This is a genomic window from Bacillus sp. I-2, from assembly GCF_001974945.1.
GTDB classification, from domain to species: Bacteria; Bacillota; Bacilli; order Bacillales; family Bacillaceae; genus Bacillus; species Bacillus safensis.
The window spans coordinates 364,319-383,024 of sequence record NZ_LZRW01000022.1; the positions used below are offsets into that span (position 1 = coordinate 364,319).

Consider the following 18,706-nt stretch of genomic DNA (forward strand, 5'->3'; position numbering starts at 1 on the left):
TTTATGAAGAAGTCACACTTTCCGTTTCTTTAACCAGTTGTTTCATGCGTTTACGGTCACGCTCTAAAATAGGCTTCAAGTATTGGCCTGTATAAGATGCTTCTTCTTTTGCAATGTGCTCAGGAGTGCCAGAGGCAATGATCGTTCCGCCGCCTGCACCACCTTCTGGTCCAAGATCAACGAGATAATCAGCAGCCTTGATAATATCAAGGTTGTGCTCAATGACCAACACCGTATCTCCGTTTTCAACCAAACGCTGAAGCACCTTTAATAAACGGGCAATATCATCCACATGCAGTCCTGTTGTCGGCTCGTCCAAAATATAAAGGGACCTTCCGTTTGAACGGCGGTGAAGCTCAGATGCCAATTTCACGCGCTGCGCCTCTCCTCCGGACAATGTCGTTGCAGGTTGTCCAAGTGTAATGTATCCAAGCCCCACATCATAAATCGTTTGAAGCTTCCGCTTAATTTTTGGGATATTCTCGAAAAATTGGAGTGCGTCCTCCACAGTCATTTCAAGCACATCAGCAATGTTTTTCCCTTTATATGTGACCTCGAGTGTTTCGCGGTTATAACGTTTCCCGTGACACACTTCACAAGGCACATACACATCTGGCAAAAAGTGCATTTCAATTTTAATGATGCCATCCCCGCGGCACGCCTCACAGCGGCCGCCTTTGACGTTAAAGCTGAATCTGCCTTTTTTATAGCCTCGTACCTTTGCTTCGTTGGTTTGTGCAAACACATCCCGCACATCATCAAAGACACCTGTATACGTGGCAGGGTTGGATCTTGGTGTACGGCCAATTGGAGATTGATCAATATCAATGACCTTATCCAAATGATCCATTCCTTTGATTTCTTTGTGCTGCCCTGGCTTCGCCTTCGCTCTGTGCAATTTTTGTGAAAGTGATTTTAATAGAATTTCATTCACAAGCGTACTTTTTCCTGAGCCGGATACTCCGGTCACAGCTGTAAAGACGCCCAGAGGAAACTTCGCATTCACGTTTTTCAAGTTGTTTTCTTTTGCACCTTTTATCTCAATATAGCGGCCATCAGGCTTTCTTCTCTCAATTGGCAACGGAATAAATTTCTCGCCAGATAAATATTGTCCTGTTAAGGATTTCGGGTCCTTCATGACTTCTTCTGGCGTTCCAGCTGAAATCACTTCTCCCCCATGAACTCCTGCTCCAGGTCCAATATCTATTAAATAATCAGCGGCTAGCATGGTATCTTCATCATGCTCGACGACAATTAGTGTGTTCCCGATGTCACGCATGTTTTTCAACGTCCCGATCAACCGGTCATTATCGCGCTGATGCAGACCAATAGATGGTTCATCTAATATATAAAGAACACCTGTCAACCTTGACCCGATTTGAGTCGCCAGGCGAATCCGCTGCGCCTCTCCGCCTGATAGTGTCCCGGCCGACCGGCTCAAATTCAGATAATCTAATCCCACATTATTTAAGAAAGACAAGCGCTCTTTGATTTCACGCAAAATGAGCTGGGCAATCTGCAAATCTTTCTCAGACAACTCGATTTTTTCATAGAAATCAAGGGCATCAGAGACAGACAAATCGGTGATTTCTCCGATATGCTTGCCATTGATGAGAACCGCCAGCGTTTCTTTTTTGAGACGATATCCTTTACATGTCGGACATGGCTGATTGGCCATATATTTTTCCATTTGTTCACGAATATAATCAGAGCTGGTTTCTTTATAACGCCGTTCAATATTACGAAGAACACCTTCAAACTCAATTTCATTTTCACGTACCTGACCAAAATCATTTTCATATTTAAAATAAATCCGTTCAGATCCGCTTCCATATAAAATTTTATCAAATAAATGCGATGGGATATCTTTCACTGGAATGTCCATGTCAATGCCGTAATGTGTACAAACAGCCTCAAGAAGCTGCGGATAGTATTGCGAGCTTTGCGGCTCCCATGGTGCAATGGCATGCTGCCGTAAAGTCAGATCCTTATTAGGAATGACAAGCTCAGGGTCCACTTCCAGTTTTGAACCGAGCCCATCACAGCTCGGGCAGGCACCAAAAGGACTATTAAATGAAAACATTCTCGGCTCAAGTTCACCAATAGAGAACCCGCAGTGCGGACAAGCATGATGTTCGCTGAATAACAGCTCTTCTTGTCCAATCACATCAATCATCACTCGGCCTTCGCCCAGCCGCAGCGCCGTTTCAAGGGAGTCAGACAGCCGAGCAGCAACGCCTTCCTTCACGACAATTCGATCAATGACTACTTCAATGGAATGCTTCTTGTTCTTTTCAAGCTCGATATCTTCTGAAAGATCCTCCATCTCTCCATCGACTCTCACTCGTACATAGCCCTGCTTCCGAATTTGATCAAGCACTTTCACATGTGTTCCTTTGCGGCCGGATACAACTGGTGCAAGCACTTGTAATTTCGTTCTTTCAGGATATTCTAAAATACGATCTGTCATCTGCTCAATCGTTTGTGACGTAATTTCAATTCCATGTATAGGACAAATAGGTTTTCCGACACGAGCATACAAGAGACGCAAGTAATCATAAATTTCAGTGACAGTACCAACTGTTGATCTAGGGTTTCGGCTCGTCGTTTTCTGGTCAATACTAATCGCCGGAGAAAGACCTTCAATGGCATCTACATCCGGTTTATCCATTTGCCCAAGAAATTGGCGTGCATACGCTGAAAGAGATTCAACGTATCTGCGCTGACCTTCTGCATAAATCGTATCAAAGGCAAGCGACGATTTTCCTGAACCAGATAATCCCGTAATGACCACTAGCTGGTCACGCGGGATATTGACATCAATATTTTTAAGGTTGTGGGCTCTAGCACCTTTCACCTCTATTCGTTCCATAGCCATCAGGCAATCATCCTTCCGCTTTTAGCTCTAGCAATAAATCTCTTAATTCTGCTGCTTTTTCAAAATCAAGCGCTTTTGCTGCATCTTTCATTTCCATCTCGACTTTTTCGATCACTTTTTCTCGTTCTTTTTTGCTCATTTTCGACAGCTTTGGTGCTGCTTTTGTTTCGTATTCTTCTGAATCCTCATGTATCTTTGTTGCCTTAATGACATCTCGAATTTTCTTATGGATCGTTTGCGGTGTAATCCCGAATTTCTCGTTATATGCTTCTTGCTGTTCTCGTCTTCGCTTCGTTTCTTGAATAGCAATGTCCATCGATTTCGTCATATTGTCTGCATACATAATGACCCGGCCTTCTGCATTTCTCGCTGCACGGCCAATCGTCTGGATAAGGGATCTTTCAGAGCGCAAAAAGCCTTCTTTATCCGCATCTAAAATGGCCACGAGCGACACCTCTGGAATATCCAGTCCTTCACGAAGAAGGTTGATTCCAACAAGCACATCATATTTACCGAGACGCAGATCACGGATAATCTCAATCCGCTCAAGGGTCTTAATCTCTGAATGCAGGTAATTCACCTTGATTCCGATTTCTTTTAAGTAATCTGTGAGATCCTCAGACATTTTCTTCGTCAGTGTGGTCACAAGCACACGCTCATTTTTCTCAACTCGTGCATGAATTTCTCCAATTAAGTCATCAATTTGTCCTTCAATCGGACGGACTTCAATGATTGGATCAAGTAATCCTGTTGGACGGATAATTTGTTCCACAACCTCTGGTGTTTTCTCAAGCTCGTATGGACCAGGCGTTGCTGATACATGCACAATATGATTGATATGCTTTTCAAACTCATCAAAGGTGAGCGGTCTGTTATCAAGTGCTGATGGCAGGCGGAATCCGTGATCAACCAACACTTGCTTTCTAGCTTGGTCCCCGTTGTACATGGCGCGGATTTGCGGAATCGTCACATGCGACTCATCGACAACAATCATAAAATCATCTGGGAAATAATCAAGCAGTGTGTACGGTGTTGAACCAGGAGGACGCAAGGTCAGATGTCTTGAATAGTTCTCGATTCCTGAACAAAAGCCCATCTCTCTCATCATCTCAAGGTCATATCTTGTCCGCTGCTCAAGGCGCTGCGCTTCAAGCAATTTTCCATTTTCACGAAGCTTTTCAAGCTGTTCTTCAAGCTCTTGTTCAATATTAATAATTGCCTTTTCCATTTTTTCTTCTCTTGTGACGAAGTGAGATGCTGGGAAAATCGCCACATGATCACGATCACCAAGTATTTCTCCAGTCAGCGCATCCACTTCACGAATACGTTCAATTTCATCACCGAAAAACTCCACTCTGATACAATGCTCATCTCGTGAAGCAGGAAAAATCTCAACAACGTCTCCTCTGACTCGGAAGGTTCCGCGCTGAAAATCTATATCATTACGAGAATACTGAATATCCACCAGCTTACGAAGAAGCTGATTGCGTTCAATCTCCATTTCAGTACGCAAAGACAGCACAAGCTCTCTGTATTCCTCTGGCGAACCTAAGCCATAAATACAGGACACACTGGCAATGATGATGACATCTCTTCTCTCAAATAACGAGGACGTAGCCGAGTGTCTCAGCTTATCAATCTCATCATTAATGCTGGCATCCTTTTCAATAAATGTATCGGTCTGAGGTACATATGCCTCTGGCTGATAATAATCATAGTAACTCACAAAATATTCAACAGCGTTATTCGGGAAAAATTCCTTGAATTCGCTGTATAACTGACCGGCAAGTGTCTTATTATGCGCAATGACAAGTGTCGGTTTGTTCACTTCTTTGATCAGGTTGGAGACAGTAAAGGTCTTTCCCGTACCTGTAGCACCTAACAGCGTTTGATGCTGTTTCCCCTGATGGATCCCCTCAACAAGCTTTTCAATCGCCTTTGGCTGATCTCCTTGGGGCTGATAGTTAGAAACTAATTCAAAGCGGTCACTCACATCAAAGCCTCCGTTTCGTTTACGAAATCTATCTAATGAATATATTATCATAAAAGAACACAAAAATACGAACTAAAGTTCGGCTCTTACTTGATTTTTATTTCCAATACAGTCATACCCTCTCTCCCATGGCAAATAACCCTCTTAATAAAACCTTCCTTTCAGTATGGAACATTTTGGAGTGAGATATTCGATGAGCAGAAAAAGAAAGCTGCGCTTACTAGAAATCGTAAGCACAGCTCTTGTTTAAAACATGTCAGTTTTCAGCCATCATGCTCTTGATGGCGGTGACATCATTGATTTTTTTCAGCTTTTTCTCTTTTTTCGATTTCTTTCTTAGCCATAAACAAAGCCCCAGCTACTAAAGAAATAATATCTAATCCCACAATAAAGTAGGTTTCTGTATAGCCCTTCATGTACGAAGCAAATAAAAGCGCTGCTGTTAACGCAATGCCCACGTAATGATTGTAAGTAACCTTTGAAAATAAAATAACGAGCAGGAAAGGAAAAACTAGTGCAAATATGGCTTTTGTAATCACAAAAACCCTCCCTCTTCATGGTCTACTTCCTTGATTATAGTAAAGATTGGCATATTGAACAATTCACAGTTTTCAATTTCGCCTTTTTTCTTCATGTTCGGAGACTTTTGTTTTAGAAATAGAAGGAAATTAGTGAGATTGTCCCCTTTGTAAAGATAGGTCTTTCCGTCTTTGACAATAACATCCAATCAATCCTATGATTAAAATGATAGTGCGCACTATCATTTTGAAAAATAGAGAGACATACAAACCATTGGCTATTTGGATAAGGGGGCATTCCCATGTATTCAGTTTTATTTCATGCGGCTGAAGAATCCGCATCACTCGCAGGGGCAAAAGGCCTGAATTTAATCAAATTAAACAATCACGGCCTGCCAGTCCCAGATGGATTTATTATCAAAACCAACAGCTTTGCAAGCTTTCTTTCATATCACAATCTGCAGCCAGCAGAACAAAACCTTTCTCAAAAAATCAAAGAAGCATCGTTTCCTTTACAAATGGAAGCAGAGCTACTTTCGTCCTTTCAATCCTTGCGGAAGACTTACCCCTCTGTTGCAGTCAGGTCCTCTTCTGTTGCTGAAGATCTCGAAGGTGCCTCATTTGCAGGACAGTACGAGACCTATTTAAATATCAAAACAAATGAAGAGTTTTTACAGGCAGTCAAAGAATGCTGGTCTTCTTATTTTGCCGCGAGAGTCACAGAATATAAGGAAGAGATGAATGAAAATGAGGAAGAGATGCCGCTCATGGCCGTTGTTGTTCAAGGGTTAATCCATTCTGACGTCTCCGGTGTCATCTTTAGTGAGAATCCAGTATCGGGGAAAACAAATGAAATGATGCTGACCGCAAGCTACGGCTTGGGAGAAGCAATTGTCTCCGGTCTTGTGACACCGGACACGTTTATTGTAGATAAAGAAAACTTTTTGATTGAAAAAACACTTGGGGCGAAAGAGCTGCAAATTGTTCCTTTCCAAGAGGGTGTCATCGAACAGCCAGTGGCGGAGAAATTGGCTGGCCAGTTTTGCCTGAACGATGATCAATTGAAAGAAATCACACAAATCACGAAACAAGTAGAAGAACTTTACGGACATGGAGTCGATATCGAATTTGGCATAGCAGATGGGTCGTTTTATTTACTTCAAGCAAGGCCGATTACTACAGCTCTTCCAAAAGCAGTAAATGAAACAGCAGGTGCTTCTTTTCAAATGAAGCCAGAAGAGCTGCAGGATTTCTGGATTTCAATGGATGATCATATGCCTGGTCCAACGAGCCCTCTTTTCTCAAGCCTAATCATACCAGCCTTAAAAAGCGGGATGAAGAAAAATGGAGAAAAGTATCAAGTACCTGATATGAACATCAAAGATATTAAACTTTACAGAGGCCACCTATACTCAGCACCGGATCTGCCAGAAGCGCAAGAAGGAGCTGCACCCGTTTTTGATGAAAGTATATTTGAGTTATTTCCTCATTTAAGTGAACGGATGTATGAGATTTTAGAGAAAAATTTCTTTCCATTTTACGAAAAACTCGATCGCCAAATGAAGGAACCTATGACCATTGAAAAGGCCATCATTGGTTTTGAAGAATTAAAGGATTTTTATATTCAAGCATATGATGATCATTTTGATATCGTCATACCACAAGTCATTCTATCAGCCATCATTGAAGACATGCTTGTCACGTATACTGGTGATCAAACCCAAGTCGTCTTGCTGCACGAAATGATGATAGGCGTGATGAACAAATCTCTTGAAACAGACAAGGTGCTATCTGATATCGCAAAGGATGTCCTTCAAGATCCAGAACTTCATCAAGCATTTATTCAACATGAAAAGAACTCGGAGCTGTTACATGCACTCAATCACTCGGAAAAAGGAAGGCATTTCATTTCGAAATTGGAGGATTTTCTCCAAGTTTACGGCTGGCGATCTGTTAAAAGTCATGACCTTACAGATGAGACTTGGGCAGAAAACCCGAAGTTTATATTAGATATCATCAGAAATAACATCCATTGCCATTGTGATTTTGATGAAGAATTTGCAAAAGCAGTGATCAAAAGACAAGAGACATATAAACATTTTATGAGTCAAGTGAAGGATGAATCGTTTAAAACAAAATTTGAGACGCTGTATCAATTTGCCCTTCAAGCAGCGAATATCCGAGATGACCACCACTTCTATATTGATGCCATGTTAGATGCAAAGGCCCGGGTATATCTATTAAAAATTGGTGAACTTCTTGCAAAAAAAGGAGCCATTCCTCATCAAGAAGATCTTTGGTATCTCTACGATGAAGAGGTACAAAAAGCGCTCACAACGTCTATCTCATTTGATTCGGTTATCCAGCAAAGAAAGATAGAAATGAAGGAAAATGAAGACATTCAACCACCGGCTTACATTGGCACACCAACTGAAGCGGAACTGCAGCAAGTAGAAAGAATGCTTGGTTCATTAAGAGAAAATGAAAACAACACACAGGATGTGATCCATGGAATTGGCGCATCCAGCGGTATTGTTTCTGGAAGAGTAAAAGTCATTACATGTGCTGACGAATTCTCACAATTTCAAAAGGATGATATTTTAGTTTGTAAAACGACCACACCTTTATGGACGAGCTTATTTAGAGATGCGAAAGCAGTCATCACCGATGCTGGAGGCATTTTATCTCATTCAGCTATTATCGCAAGAGAGTATATGATGCCCGCTGTCTTAGGTACTAGAATAGCAACTGAAACACTTCAATCCGGTGACCTTGTGACAGTAGATGGCAGCAATGGACGCATTCAGATATTAAAGCAGCATTCGCGTGCATAAACTTATCATTTTGGATGATATTGGCGGTCATAGGTTTTATCGGTATACTTACTTTGTTGCAAACACATTCATAACCTGAGGTGAGTATGCTTGTTAAAATCTACAAATCAACGAATCATTCGCGCAACAATGGATTTATTAACTGAAAAGGGCTATCAAAAAACAACAACCAAAGAAATAGCAACAAAAGCGAATGTGAGTGAAGCAACTATTTTTCGCAACTTTAAAAACAAACGCGGCGTCATTGCTGCCATTATGAAAATGAAATCAACACCGACAAAAACCCTAGAAGCAGAATTCAAAGGCGATTTATACACCGATTTGAAGTTTCTCGGTACCTATTTCCTTGAGGATTTGACTTCCAAAAAAGAATTTATTTATATCAGCATGCGAGAACCGGCTATGTTTAAGGATTTAACCAGTCATGAAAAGATTTACCCTCAAGAACTAAGAGAAATGCTCATACAATATTTCAAAAAGATGGGTGCCCAGCATCATGTATTAAAAGGAAATGAAGACATTTATGCAGACATTTTCATTAGTACGTATTTCGGATTTTTTATTCAGCAGCTAGAGCAAGATTTTCAACTCGTTCTCACACAAAAAGAAGATTTTATTGAAACATGCACACACATTTTCATGAGAGGAATTTCTCCCGCTTAAAGGGTGGAATTCTTCTTTTTTACAAAAGGTGGTATACACATTGAGATTAAAAAAAGAGAGTTTCGTCATCTATTCCTTGTTACTTGGAGCTATATTAGTTCCAGTCAATTCAACGATGATCGCTGTCGCTCTATCATCCATATCAACGTATTATGATCAATCCCTTGCAAACATCACTTGGGTTGTCACAATTTATCTTATTGTCATGGCAGTCACTCAGCCTATCGCTGGTAAGTTAGGAGATATATACGGACATCGGCGAATGTATTTAATTGGGGTCATGCTCTTTTTAATTGGCTCAATTGGATGTGCTTTAGCTCCTAATCTAGCTTTTCTCATCACTTTTCGTTCCATTCAAGCAGCTGGCGGTGCTATTTTAACACCGAATAGCATTGCATTGATTCGTGCAACAGTATCCCCCGAAAAACTGTCTAAAACAATGGGGTATTTTGGGTTTGGAGCCGGTATTGGTGCCGCACTTGGACCTTTTATTGGTTCGATTCTTATTCAGAGTTTTGATTGGCATTCTATATTCTTTGTCAATATCCCATTCTTGTTCCTTACACTTGTTACCGGCGTATTACTCATTCCAAAAACAAAGCATACACGCTTACAAGCAAATGTAGACATCACTGGTTCACTATACTTAACCATCGGGATTGCCACACTCATTCTATGCACTAAAAGCCAATTGCTAAATGAATACTTGATCTATGGAATTCTAGCGTTGATCGTCATTCCTTTATTCTTTAAACATGTACGAAAAGTAAAGAATCCGATCATCGATTTGTCGCTTTTTAAAAACAGTTCATTTACAAACGCAAACCTGTCGATCATGCTAAGTAATTTTGTGATGTATGCCATTCTTCTAATTATGCCGCTGTTTATGGAACAACAACTTGCACTTTCTCATACACAAAGCGGTATTATTCTATCAGTATTTTCTCTTTGCATGTCTATTAGCGGCTTGTTAGGGGCAAGACTCCATCCGAAAAAAGGCGCGAAAAAAATGATTGGCTTTTCATTTCTCTGTCTGACTTTATCAGGCATCATGTTAATCACACTCAGTCAGTTCCCTACCTTACCACTGCTTATCGTGACACTTGTTACAGGTGGAATTTCATCAGGTATTGGAATGACCAGTATGCAGATGGCTTCTTTAACGTCTGTTGATCAAAACTTATCTGGTTCAGCATCTGGTATTTTCTCTACCTTTCGATATTTTGGCAGTATCATTTCGTCTACATTGATTGGGATCATGAGTGGTTTTCAATCTTTATTTATTGTATTAATGGGTGCAGGCATTCTTGGTTTCCTTTTATCTCAACGTGTAAAAACCAAATCAACCTCCCCATCATCTGAACATTCCGCCTAATGACTCCCTTGCTCTATGTTTAGTTAGAGCGGGGAGTTTTCATCATTTGTATCACTGTAAACTATAGCGAGTGCATCCATCAAATCCTGAAAATCATCTTTTAAAGAAGAAAAAATGGCATATGTCCAGACAAAAAAGGAACTTCAGGTACAAATGGTCTTCCTCACTTACCTAAAAGCTTTTTTTCATTCTTTCAGCATAGATAACTTCAATTTTTTTTCACAATTTTTGTGGTATGATTTTGAAAATAGAGAACGCAAAGGAGCGGAAGAATGGAACGTATGAAATATATTTTGATCTGTTTATCAGCTCTACTTTTATTCCTGACAGGCTGTGGAAAAGAACAGCAATTTACGCCGCCAGGCAGCTCTCAATCCATCGCTGTCATCTCTCAATTAAAAAAAGCCTCCTTTTCAATAGTTGATATACAAAAAAATAAAATGCTCTCTTCTGTGGATTTAAAACACCCACTCACTGATCTTATTCAAATCAATAAAGACGTCATCATCGCTACAAGTAAAGAGGGAGAATCCCTTATCGAAATTAATCTAAAACACGGTACAGCAACTGATTATATGAATGTGGATAAAGGACTGACTTCCCTTACATATGATGCAGCTTCTCATACATTAATCGCTGCCAACTCACAGAAAAATGTCGTTTATTTTATTGATACGGAGCGCAAAAAAATAAAATCGACTGTGAAAACTGGAAAATTACCTTCTTCTATGACTCTTTCTTCATCAGGTATTTTATTTGTTTTAAATGCAGAAAGTCATACTGTCTCCGTCATAGATATTGAAAAGGAAAAAAATATACGTACGTTTTCTGTACTTGAACGGCCTTCTGGGATTCATTTTGATGGACGGTCCATTTGGATCGGCGGCCATGGTAAACAAGGCACCTTAAATAAGAGTATTTTTGCTTATGACCCTAAAACTGGAAAAAAACAGCGAGAAATAAAGCTAGGCGTTATGCCTGTTGCATTTTTTCCAGAGAAAAATTCTTCTACTTTATATGTACTATGTCATGGAGATCATACGCTATACAAAGTAGATACCAAAACAAATAAACAGCTTGCTTCTGTTGAAACTGGTCAAAATCCGAATTATATCACCGCTGATACGACATCAATTTATGTGAGTAACTTGGATGACAACTCAGTATCCATCATCGATAAACACTCACTTATCATGAAAAATCAACTGAATGTCCCATCAGGACCTTATGCTATCGTGTTGGAGGAAAAGAAATGAAGGAACAAATGCGTATTTTAATCGTAGATGATGAGTTTGATATGCTTGAGTTAATCGGGTCTTTTTTAAAGAGACATGGCTTTCACATTATCACTGCGAATAATGGAAAAGATGCCTTGCATCAGCTTGAAAAGGAATCTGTTGATCTTGTTGTATTAGATATCATGATGCCTGACATGGATGGATTTGAAGTTTGTCAGCGTATTCGACAAACATCTCAAATACCGATTTTATTTTTAACAGCGAGGAGTTATGAAGAGGACCGAATTAGAGGACTTGAAATTGGAGCGGATGACTACATCATGAAGCCTTTCAGTCTGCGTGAGCTTGCAGCAAGAATTGAAACAACCCTGAGGCGAATTAGAGGTCTTTCGCTAAAGCGCAGCCGAATACAGATTGGTGACATGGAGATTGAACAAGATGGCAGACAAGTTTACCTCCATCAACAGCCCGTTAATTTAACAAGAAGAGAATTTGATTTACTCATGTTTCTTTTGCTCAACCAAGGACAAGTGTTTTCAAGAGAACACCTTTATCAAAAATTGTGGGAATCACATTCAACGAGCGGCTCTTTAAGAACAGTCGATACACATATCAAAACGCTGCGACTGAAATTAAAGGAAGCAGAACGATATATTAAAACCGTTTGGGGTGTCGGCTATAAGTTTGAGGAGGAAGAATGAAGCCATTATCGATTAAAAAGAAAGTACTCTTCTTAATTCTTGCAGTGATCGGAATCGTTGCAGCCTCAGCGCTTGCCCTTACCTTTTACTTATACCAGCACTTATATATTGATAAACAAATTGATTCCTTAAGTTTGCAAGGTAAGAAGCTGGCAGAAATCTATCACACACATGGGAAAGACAAGTATTTTACCGATAGAATGAAATGGGCAAATGACTCAAGTCAGGCGAACGTCATTTTTACAGATGATCCAATGGAGCTTTCAAGTGGTCTTCCTTTTGATACGAACACAAATGATAATCTCATTACGTTCAAGGAACGCCAAAAGCTCCTTCAAGGTGAAACCGTCGTGTTAATTAGAGAACACCCACAGTTTCACCAAGATATTCTTGGCATTGCCATCCCTGTTTTCTCAAGCAATGATGATCTATCAGGAACTATTTTCCTCTCCGTGCCTTTATCAGATGTATATGAACCCTTTGTCCAAATTAGATTGACGCTTGGTATATCCATCTTATTGATTCTGCTCCTGATATTCTTGATCGGATATAAGAGCTCCAATCACATTGTGCAGACAATAAATAAAATGAAAGAAATTGCAATGGAAATGGAATCTGGTGATTTCTCAAAACGAATGGCCGTAACCAAAAAAGGAGATGAGTTAAACCAGCTTAGCCGCTCCTTTAATAAACTGTCTTCAACCCTCGAAAAAGTTGAACAGCACCGCAGGGAATTTCTTGCGAATGTCTCTCACGAACTTAGAACGCCTTTAAGTTATATGAAAGGCTATGCAGAAGGAATTGAAGAAGGGATCATTGATCAAAAAAAAGGCATGCAAATCATCCAAGATGAGGCCACACGTTTAAGCCGGCTTGTGCACGATCTTTTAGATCTTGCACAGTTAGAAGGTGACTCTTATCCACTTACAATGGAGCCAATCGTCTTTGCACAGCTCATCCACGATGTTCTTGATCAAATGGCATTCATCGCTGACAAAAAAAGCATTACTTTCAAACGAACGCTTGAAGAGGATTGTATTGTTTATGGTGATAGCGACCGTCTCCAACAAGTAATACGTAATTTACTGGACAATGCCATTCATTACACGCCATCTGAAAAATCAATATCGATTGAATTACAAGTTCACCAAGGTGTGGCTGAATTGAAAGTGACCGACGAAGGCAGCGGTATTCCAAAAGAAGATCTCCCACATGTTTCTGAGCGATTTTATCGTGTAAATAAAGCACGAACAAGAAAGGATGGCGGCTCTGGCCTTGGACTAGCCATTGTCTATCAAATCATTAAAAAACATCATGGAACATTCGACATTCAATCTGAACCTGACTTTGGTACGACAGCCATTATTCAACTTCCCAATGCTCCATTCAATGAGAGCTCACCTACTCTATAGCTACTCACATATTTTAAAATATCATTTGGAATTACTACTTTATCAATAAATTCTGCATCCATAGGATTTTCTACAACTAGAACAGCTCTTTTCATCAAGAGCTGTTTTTATTTCTAAAAAATAAAAAAATGGTCTTTTTTTATTAACATTTTATTCATATTTGCTTGTTACACTTTTTTCAAGTGAAGAAAAAGGAGTGACATGCTTTTGATCAGACGTTTTCAGAAATTTGATATTTATTTATTTTTCATATTGATCTTATCTGCCATCTTAAACATTTATAACATTTGGGAAGATGATACGGTGAATGCGTATTATACTGCGGCTGTCACAAGTATGATGCAAAGCTGGCATCATTTCTTCTTTGCTTCATTTGATCCAGCAGGGTATGTCACGGTGGATAAACCCCCGCTCACTTTCTGGCTGCAAACGATCAGTGCCAAAATTTTTGGTCTCCATGGATGGAGCGTCATCTTGCCTCAAGCTTTAGCGGGTATTGGATCTGTTTATCTGATCTATCGTCTTGTCAAACCAACTTTTGGTCAAGCAGCGGCAAGATTAGCGGCACTTATCATGGCGTGTACACCTATTGCGGTTGCTGTATCTCGCACAAATAATATTGACAGCTTACTTGTCTTTATACTTTTACTAGCAACAGGAATGATGTTCAAGGCTGTAAAACAGCAAAAGGTTCTTTGGGCGATTGCTTCGTTTGCGATGATTGGCGTCGGCTTTAATACAAAAATGCTACAAGCCTATATGATCGTGCCAGCACTCATTCTTTTTTACATCCTTGCTTACCGATCGACATGGAAGAAAAAATTACTCTCGCTGATCGTTTCAATGATTGTCCTTTTAGGTGTATCTGCTTCATGGTCAATAGCGATTGATCTCACTGCCAAAGAGAATCGTCCTTATATCGGATCAAGTGAATCGAATTCTGCATTAGAATTAGCCTTTGGTTACAACGGTCTCCAGCGGCTGACTGGTCAACAGTCTGGCGGGGGAGGCGGCACAAATCAGGGTAAGGGGCAGCCACCTTCACAGCAGGGTGATCAGCAAAATGACAATGATTCATCCACCATGCCTCAGCCGCCATCTCATGGAAATCAAAACAACTCAGACAATTCAAACCAATCACCCAGTCAGGAACAGCCTTCAATGCAAAGACCACCAAGCAGTGCAGACAGCACAACACCACCTGATATGCCTTCAGGCGGTAATGGTGATGGACCTCCAACTGGCGGGGGCGGAAAAATGGGAAATGGCTCCGGCATGTTTGGTACAGGAACCAAGGGACCGTTACGTCTGTTCCAATCTGAACTGTCCGATCAAATCAGCTGGCTGCTTCCATTTGCAATCTTCGGTGCGATTGGTATCTTCTTCTCGACTGCCTTTGAAAGAAGACGTCTCAATACAAAACAAAAAGAAACACTATTTTGGTTAGCATGGCTTATTCCTGTTGCTGCATTTTTCAGTGTAGCAGGATTTTTCCATCATTATTATTTGATCATGCTGGCACCGCCAATTGCTGTATTAGCAGGAGCCGGATGGGTTTCTATGACACAATTGTTCCAAACAGGAACTGGGTTTAAAAAATGGCTGCTTCCAATTGCGATATTCGTCACAACAGCATTTGAAATCTTTATCCTATCTACTTTTACAAGCACGATCGGTCTTGGACTAAGCATTGCAGTCGGTATCATTGGTGTTGGAACAATCCTTTCTCTGCTTTTGATAACAGGAAAAGAAAAACTAAAACAATTCGTGTCTCTTATCGCCATCCTTGGCATGCTGATTGCACCACTATACTGGGCAAGCACACCTCTTCTTTATGGGGGAAACAGTATGCTTCCAGAGGCTGGCCCTCAGCTTGCAACTTCAAGTGGCAGCATGAGTTCACAAGTCAATGAAAAGTTGATCAGCTATCTTGAGAAAAATAATACGGGAGAAGAATTCCTATTCGGAACAACAGATGCAACCACTGCTTCACCTTACATTATTAAAACAGGAAAAGCTGTTATGGCATTAGGTGGATTTAGTGGATCTGATAACATTCTCACGCTTAGTGAATTCAAACAGCTCCTCAAAGACGGCAAAATCAAATACTTCTATCTTTCTGGTATGAGAGGCGGCAGCTCTGACATTCTCACTTGGATTCGAAAAAATGGCAAAGAAGTACCTGCTTCTAAATGGCAGAACAGCTCTACATCCAAAACGAACCAGCAAACAGACAGCCAACAATCAGAACAAAATGATCAGTCAAATAGAAGAATGGGCGGAATGGAGAGCGGCACTCTTTATGAACTATCCGTTGATTAATTCATCTATTAAAAGGGAGGAAGAATGACTGATGGAAAAGAACATACGATATTCTATTGTAGTCCCAGTCTATAATGAAGAACTTGTGATTCATGAATCCTATCAGCGACTGAAAACAGTCATGGCTTCGACGGGAGAAGCATACGAGCTTCTCTTCGTCAATGACGGTAGTATGGATCGAACAGCTGAACTAATTAAAGGGTATTCCCAAAACGATCCGAATGTAAGACTCATTGATTTCTCACGTAACTTCGGACACCAAATTGCCATTACAGCTGGGATGGATTATGCAAAGGGGGAAGCGGTCATCGTGATAGATGCAGACCTACAAGATCCACCTGAATTGATATTAGAGATGATCGCAAAATGGAAAGAAGGCTATGAAGTCGTATACGCCGTGCGCACCAAACGAAAAGGCGAGACTTTTTTCAAAAAGCAAACCGCTTCCCTTTTCTATCGCGTTTTACGTCAAATCACCGAAGTAGATATCCCAATCGACACCGGTGACTTCAGGTTAATGGATCGTAGAGTGTGCCATGAAATGAGAAAAATACGAGAAAAAAATCCATTTGTTCGCGGCCTAGTCAGCTGGGTAGGTTTCAAACAAATTGCAGTAGAGTACGTTCGAGATGAACGTCTAGCAGGAGAAACAAAATACCCGCTCAAAAAGATGCTCAAGCTCTCGATGGATGGAATCACTTCCTTTTCCTATAAACCTTTGAAGCTAGCGAGTATAGCAGGAATTGCCCTTTCCGCTATCGGATTCATTTCAATGTTTCTTGTACTTTACTTAAAGCTTTTTACAAACAGCACCATTACAGGATGGAGTTCGTTAATTGTCATACAGCTGTTCTTTAGTGGTATCATCCTCTTTATGCTAGGAATGATCGGGGAATACATCGGCCGAATCTACGACGAGGCAAAAGATCGACCACTTTACATCGTAAGAGAGAGTTACGGGCTTCAGTCAAAGCCACATCCTGTTCAACCCCCTGTTCATTTCAAGCAATACAAACAGCATTAAAAAAGCGTGTGAGACCTCTTTAAAGGTCCCGCACGCTTTTTGTATTAAGCGGCTGTTTCAAACCGCTTTCTGTTGATGAAGAAAGAAAGAGTAATAATCAGATAAATGCCCATCGTGACCATCGTTTGGACAATTGGAGTTGTTGACACAACGCCGATGAAAATGGCAATGATCGCAATCACAGAAAACCATGTTGTGAAAGGATACAGCTTCACGCGATATCCTCCTGGTTCTGCTACACTTCGAGATTTTAAATGCCCGACAGCAATAATAAACCAGATGAATAAGACCGTATAGCTTAAAGATCCCATTAAATAATTAAAGGTTTGACTTCCTACAAAAAGAGAAATCAATACAGCAGCATACAATGTAGATGTACACACTAGGATCGCTCTAACAGGCACCTGCTGTTTTGATAGCTTTGAGAAGCCCTTCCATACACGCCCATCCATCGCTTGCGTATAAAGTACCCTTGAGGATGCGTACAGCCCAGAGTTCATAGAAGACAAGATTGCTAGTAAAATGATACCGTTCATGATGTCACTTGCATATGGCACGCCAATCGTTGCAAACACGGTGACGAATGGACTCACTTGCTCATTGTTTACTTGATTCCAAGGAATCAAGCTGACGATGATAAAGAACGGCAGTACATAGAAGCCGATGATTCGTACAAATGTACTTTGAATGGCCTTTGGGATGACTTTTTCAGGGTTTTTTGTTTCTGCTAATGTGACCCCGATCATTTCAGTCCCGCCATATGAATACACCACCACAAGCATGGCCGCAATTAAGCCGCCTGTTCCATTCGGGAAAAATCCTCCGTGGTCTGTTAAGTTGGATAATCCCGGTGCTACATGCTGACCAAATGAGACAAACAACATGGTTAACCCAATGATAATAAATAAAAGAATGACAGCAATTTTAATAGAAGCTAACCAGTACTCCGTCTCAGCAAACATTTTAACAGAACAAACATTGATCAATGTCACAACAAGTGAAATGATTAACACAAGTATCCAAATCGGCACTTGTGGGAACCAGTACTGAATAAAGATCGCAGATACGATTGCTTCTGCTGCAATGTTCAGCACCCACATTTTCCAGTATATCCAGTCTAAGAAATAAGCCGGATATTTGCCTAACACCGGTTCAATTAAATCACGGAATGTTCTTGCGCCAGGTCGTGCAACCGTCATTTCGGCAAGTCCTTGCATAATAAATAATAAAATAAGACCACCAATCATATATGCCAAAATGACAGCAGGACCTGCGATATCAATAGCAGAGCTGCTTCCTTTAAACAGACCAGCACCAATTGCTCCGCCAAGTGCGAGCATCATAATATGCCTTGACGTCATTGTTCGTTTTAACTGCACATGTTCCTTTTCCATTTTCTATAGCTCCTTTAAATTTGAATCTTCAGACAAATATAGGATAAAAGCATATAAAAAGGCCAGTCATCTCCTTGAAGAGACGACTGACCTTGCAACCGCGTTACCACTCTAATTGATTCAGCCATAGCTGAATCCAACTTAAAACCCGTTAACGGAGGTCACACGTAAAGACTTACTATTCATTCAGTCTTACCGCTCTTTGAGCGAGTTCAATGATTCGTTTTACTGCGTTGCACCAACCCGCAGCTCTCTTAAAAAAACGGATGTTCATCTACTATTCTCAAGTCAAAGCGTTTATAGTCAATTTGTATATTTATCAAAGATTTTATTTTTTAAATATACTGACTAACC

Annotated in this window: 12 protein-coding genes and 1 other annotated feature; of the genes, 8 read left to right on the plus strand and 4 right to left on the minus strand. The window is 40.5% G+C overall.

The features are described from left to right. Position 1 precedes the first annotated feature (1 nt). The 3 genes from uvrA to BAE31_RS08235 all read right to left on the minus strand — a co-directional run bounded on the left by uvrA (position 2) and on the right by BAE31_RS08235 (position 5,410). Positions 2-2,878, minus strand: coding sequence for an excinuclease ABC subunit UvrA (gene uvrA, locus BAE31_RS08225; protein ID WP_034623782.1), 2,877 nt, complete (start codon positions 2,876-2,878; stop codon positions 2-4). A gap of 7 nt (positions 2,879-2,885) precedes the next feature. Continuing rightward, the gene (uvrB, locus tag BAE31_RS08230) at positions 2,886-4,871 is read right to left on the minus strand and encodes an excinuclease ABC subunit UvrB (protein ID WP_024423583.1); all 1,986 of its coding nucleotides are present in this window, start codon (positions 4,869-4,871) and stop codon (positions 2,886-2,888) included. A 293-nt stretch (positions 4,872-5,164) separates the two neighbouring features. Continuing rightward, entirely contained in the window at positions 5,165-5,410 is a 246-nt protein-coding gene (locus BAE31_RS08235; protein ID WP_034281059.1) for a CsbA family protein, read from the minus strand. Between the two features lie 281 nt (positions 5,411-5,691). Between BAE31_RS08235 and BAE31_RS08245 the strand changes: the two genes are divergently transcribed. From BAE31_RS08245 to BAE31_RS08280, 8 genes are all read left to right on the plus strand, one after another. Beyond that, a complete protein-coding gene (locus tag BAE31_RS08245) occupies positions 5,692-8,223 on the plus strand; it encodes a PEP/pyruvate-binding domain-containing protein (RefSeq protein ID WP_076840132.1) in 2,532 nt (843 codons plus the stop codon). A gap of 90 nt (positions 8,224-8,313) precedes the next feature. Further along, positions 8,314-8,886 carry a TetR/AcrR family transcriptional regulator gene (locus BAE31_RS08250; RefSeq protein ID WP_046313085.1) on the plus strand — a complete coding sequence of 191 codons (573 nt, stop codon included), beginning with the start codon at positions 8,314-8,316 and terminating at the stop codon, positions 8,884-8,886. Positions 8,887-8,926: 40 nt separating this feature from the next. Further along, positions 8,927-10,261, plus strand: a complete 1,335-nt coding sequence (locus tag BAE31_RS08255) for an MFS transporter (protein ID WP_076840134.1) — start codon at positions 8,927-8,929, stop codon at positions 10,259-10,261. 272 nt (positions 10,262-10,533) lie between these two features. Beyond that, positions 10,534-11,517, plus strand: a complete 984-nt coding sequence (locus BAE31_RS08260; protein ID WP_041107964.1) for a YncE family protein — start codon at positions 10,534-10,536, stop codon at positions 11,515-11,517. Beyond that, on the plus strand, positions 11,514-12,200 hold the full coding sequence (locus BAE31_RS08265) for a response regulator transcription factor (protein WP_076840136.1): 687 nt from the start codon (positions 11,514-11,516) through the stop codon (positions 12,198-12,200). The genes BAE31_RS08260 and BAE31_RS08265 overlap by 4 nt, the downstream gene beginning before the upstream one ends. Continuing rightward, positions 12,197-13,612 (plus strand): HAMP domain-containing sensor histidine kinase, encoded by a 1,416-nt coding sequence (locus tag BAE31_RS08270; RefSeq protein WP_076840137.1) that lies wholly within the window; start codon positions 12,197-12,199, stop codon positions 13,610-13,612. The genes BAE31_RS08265 and BAE31_RS08270 overlap by 4 nt, the downstream gene beginning before the upstream one ends. Before the next feature lie 207 nt (positions 13,613-13,819). Beyond that, positions 13,820-15,934, plus strand: a complete 2,115-nt coding sequence (locus tag BAE31_RS08275) for an ArnT family glycosyltransferase (RefSeq protein WP_076840139.1) — start codon at positions 13,820-13,822, stop codon at positions 15,932-15,934. Positions 15,935-15,965: 31 nt separating this feature from the next. Further along, complete coding sequence (locus tag BAE31_RS08280) at positions 15,966-16,958, plus strand: glycosyltransferase family 2 protein (protein WP_076840141.1); 993 nt, start codon at positions 15,966-15,968, stop codon at positions 16,956-16,958. 44 nt (positions 16,959-17,002) lie between these two features. On the opposite strand, the gene BAE31_RS08285 is transcribed toward BAE31_RS08280, so the two are convergent. Next, entirely contained in the window at positions 17,003-18,352 is a 1,350-nt protein-coding gene (locus tag BAE31_RS08285; protein WP_076840142.1) for an amino acid permease, read from the minus strand. A gap of 75 nt (positions 18,353-18,427) precedes the next feature. Beyond that, positions 18,428-18,653 (minus strand) — a binding site (T-box leader). Positions 18,654-18,706 lie beyond the last annotated feature (53 nt).

What these genes read in the sequence shown, in the direction of transcription:
- uvrA (WP_034623782.1), bottom strand. Translation starts at nt 2,878, where the DNA reads ATGGCTATGGAACGAATAGAGGTGAAAGGTGCTAGAGCCCACAACCTT.
- BAE31_RS08245 (WP_076840132.1), top strand. Translation starts at nt 5,692, where the DNA reads ATGTATTCAGTTTTATTTCATGCGGCTGAAGAATCCGCATCACTCGCA.
- BAE31_RS08260 (WP_041107964.1), top strand. Translation starts at nt 10,534, where the DNA reads ATGGAACGTATGAAATATATTTTGATCTGTTTATCAGCTCTACTTTTA.
- BAE31_RS08265 (WP_076840136.1), top strand. Translation starts at nt 11,514, where the DNA reads ATGAAGGAACAAATGCGTATTTTAATCGTAGATGATGAGTTTGATATG.
- BAE31_RS08270 (WP_076840137.1), top strand. Translation starts at nt 12,197, where the DNA reads ATGAAGCCATTATCGATTAAAAAGAAAGTACTCTTCTTAATTCTTGCA.
- BAE31_RS08280 (WP_076840141.1), top strand. Translation starts at nt 15,966, where the DNA reads ATGGAAAAGAACATACGATATTCTATTGTAGTCCCAGTCTATAATGAA.
- BAE31_RS08285 (WP_076840142.1), bottom strand. Translation starts at nt 18,352, where the DNA reads ATGGAAAAGGAACATGTGCAGTTAAAACGAACAATGACGTCAAGGCAT.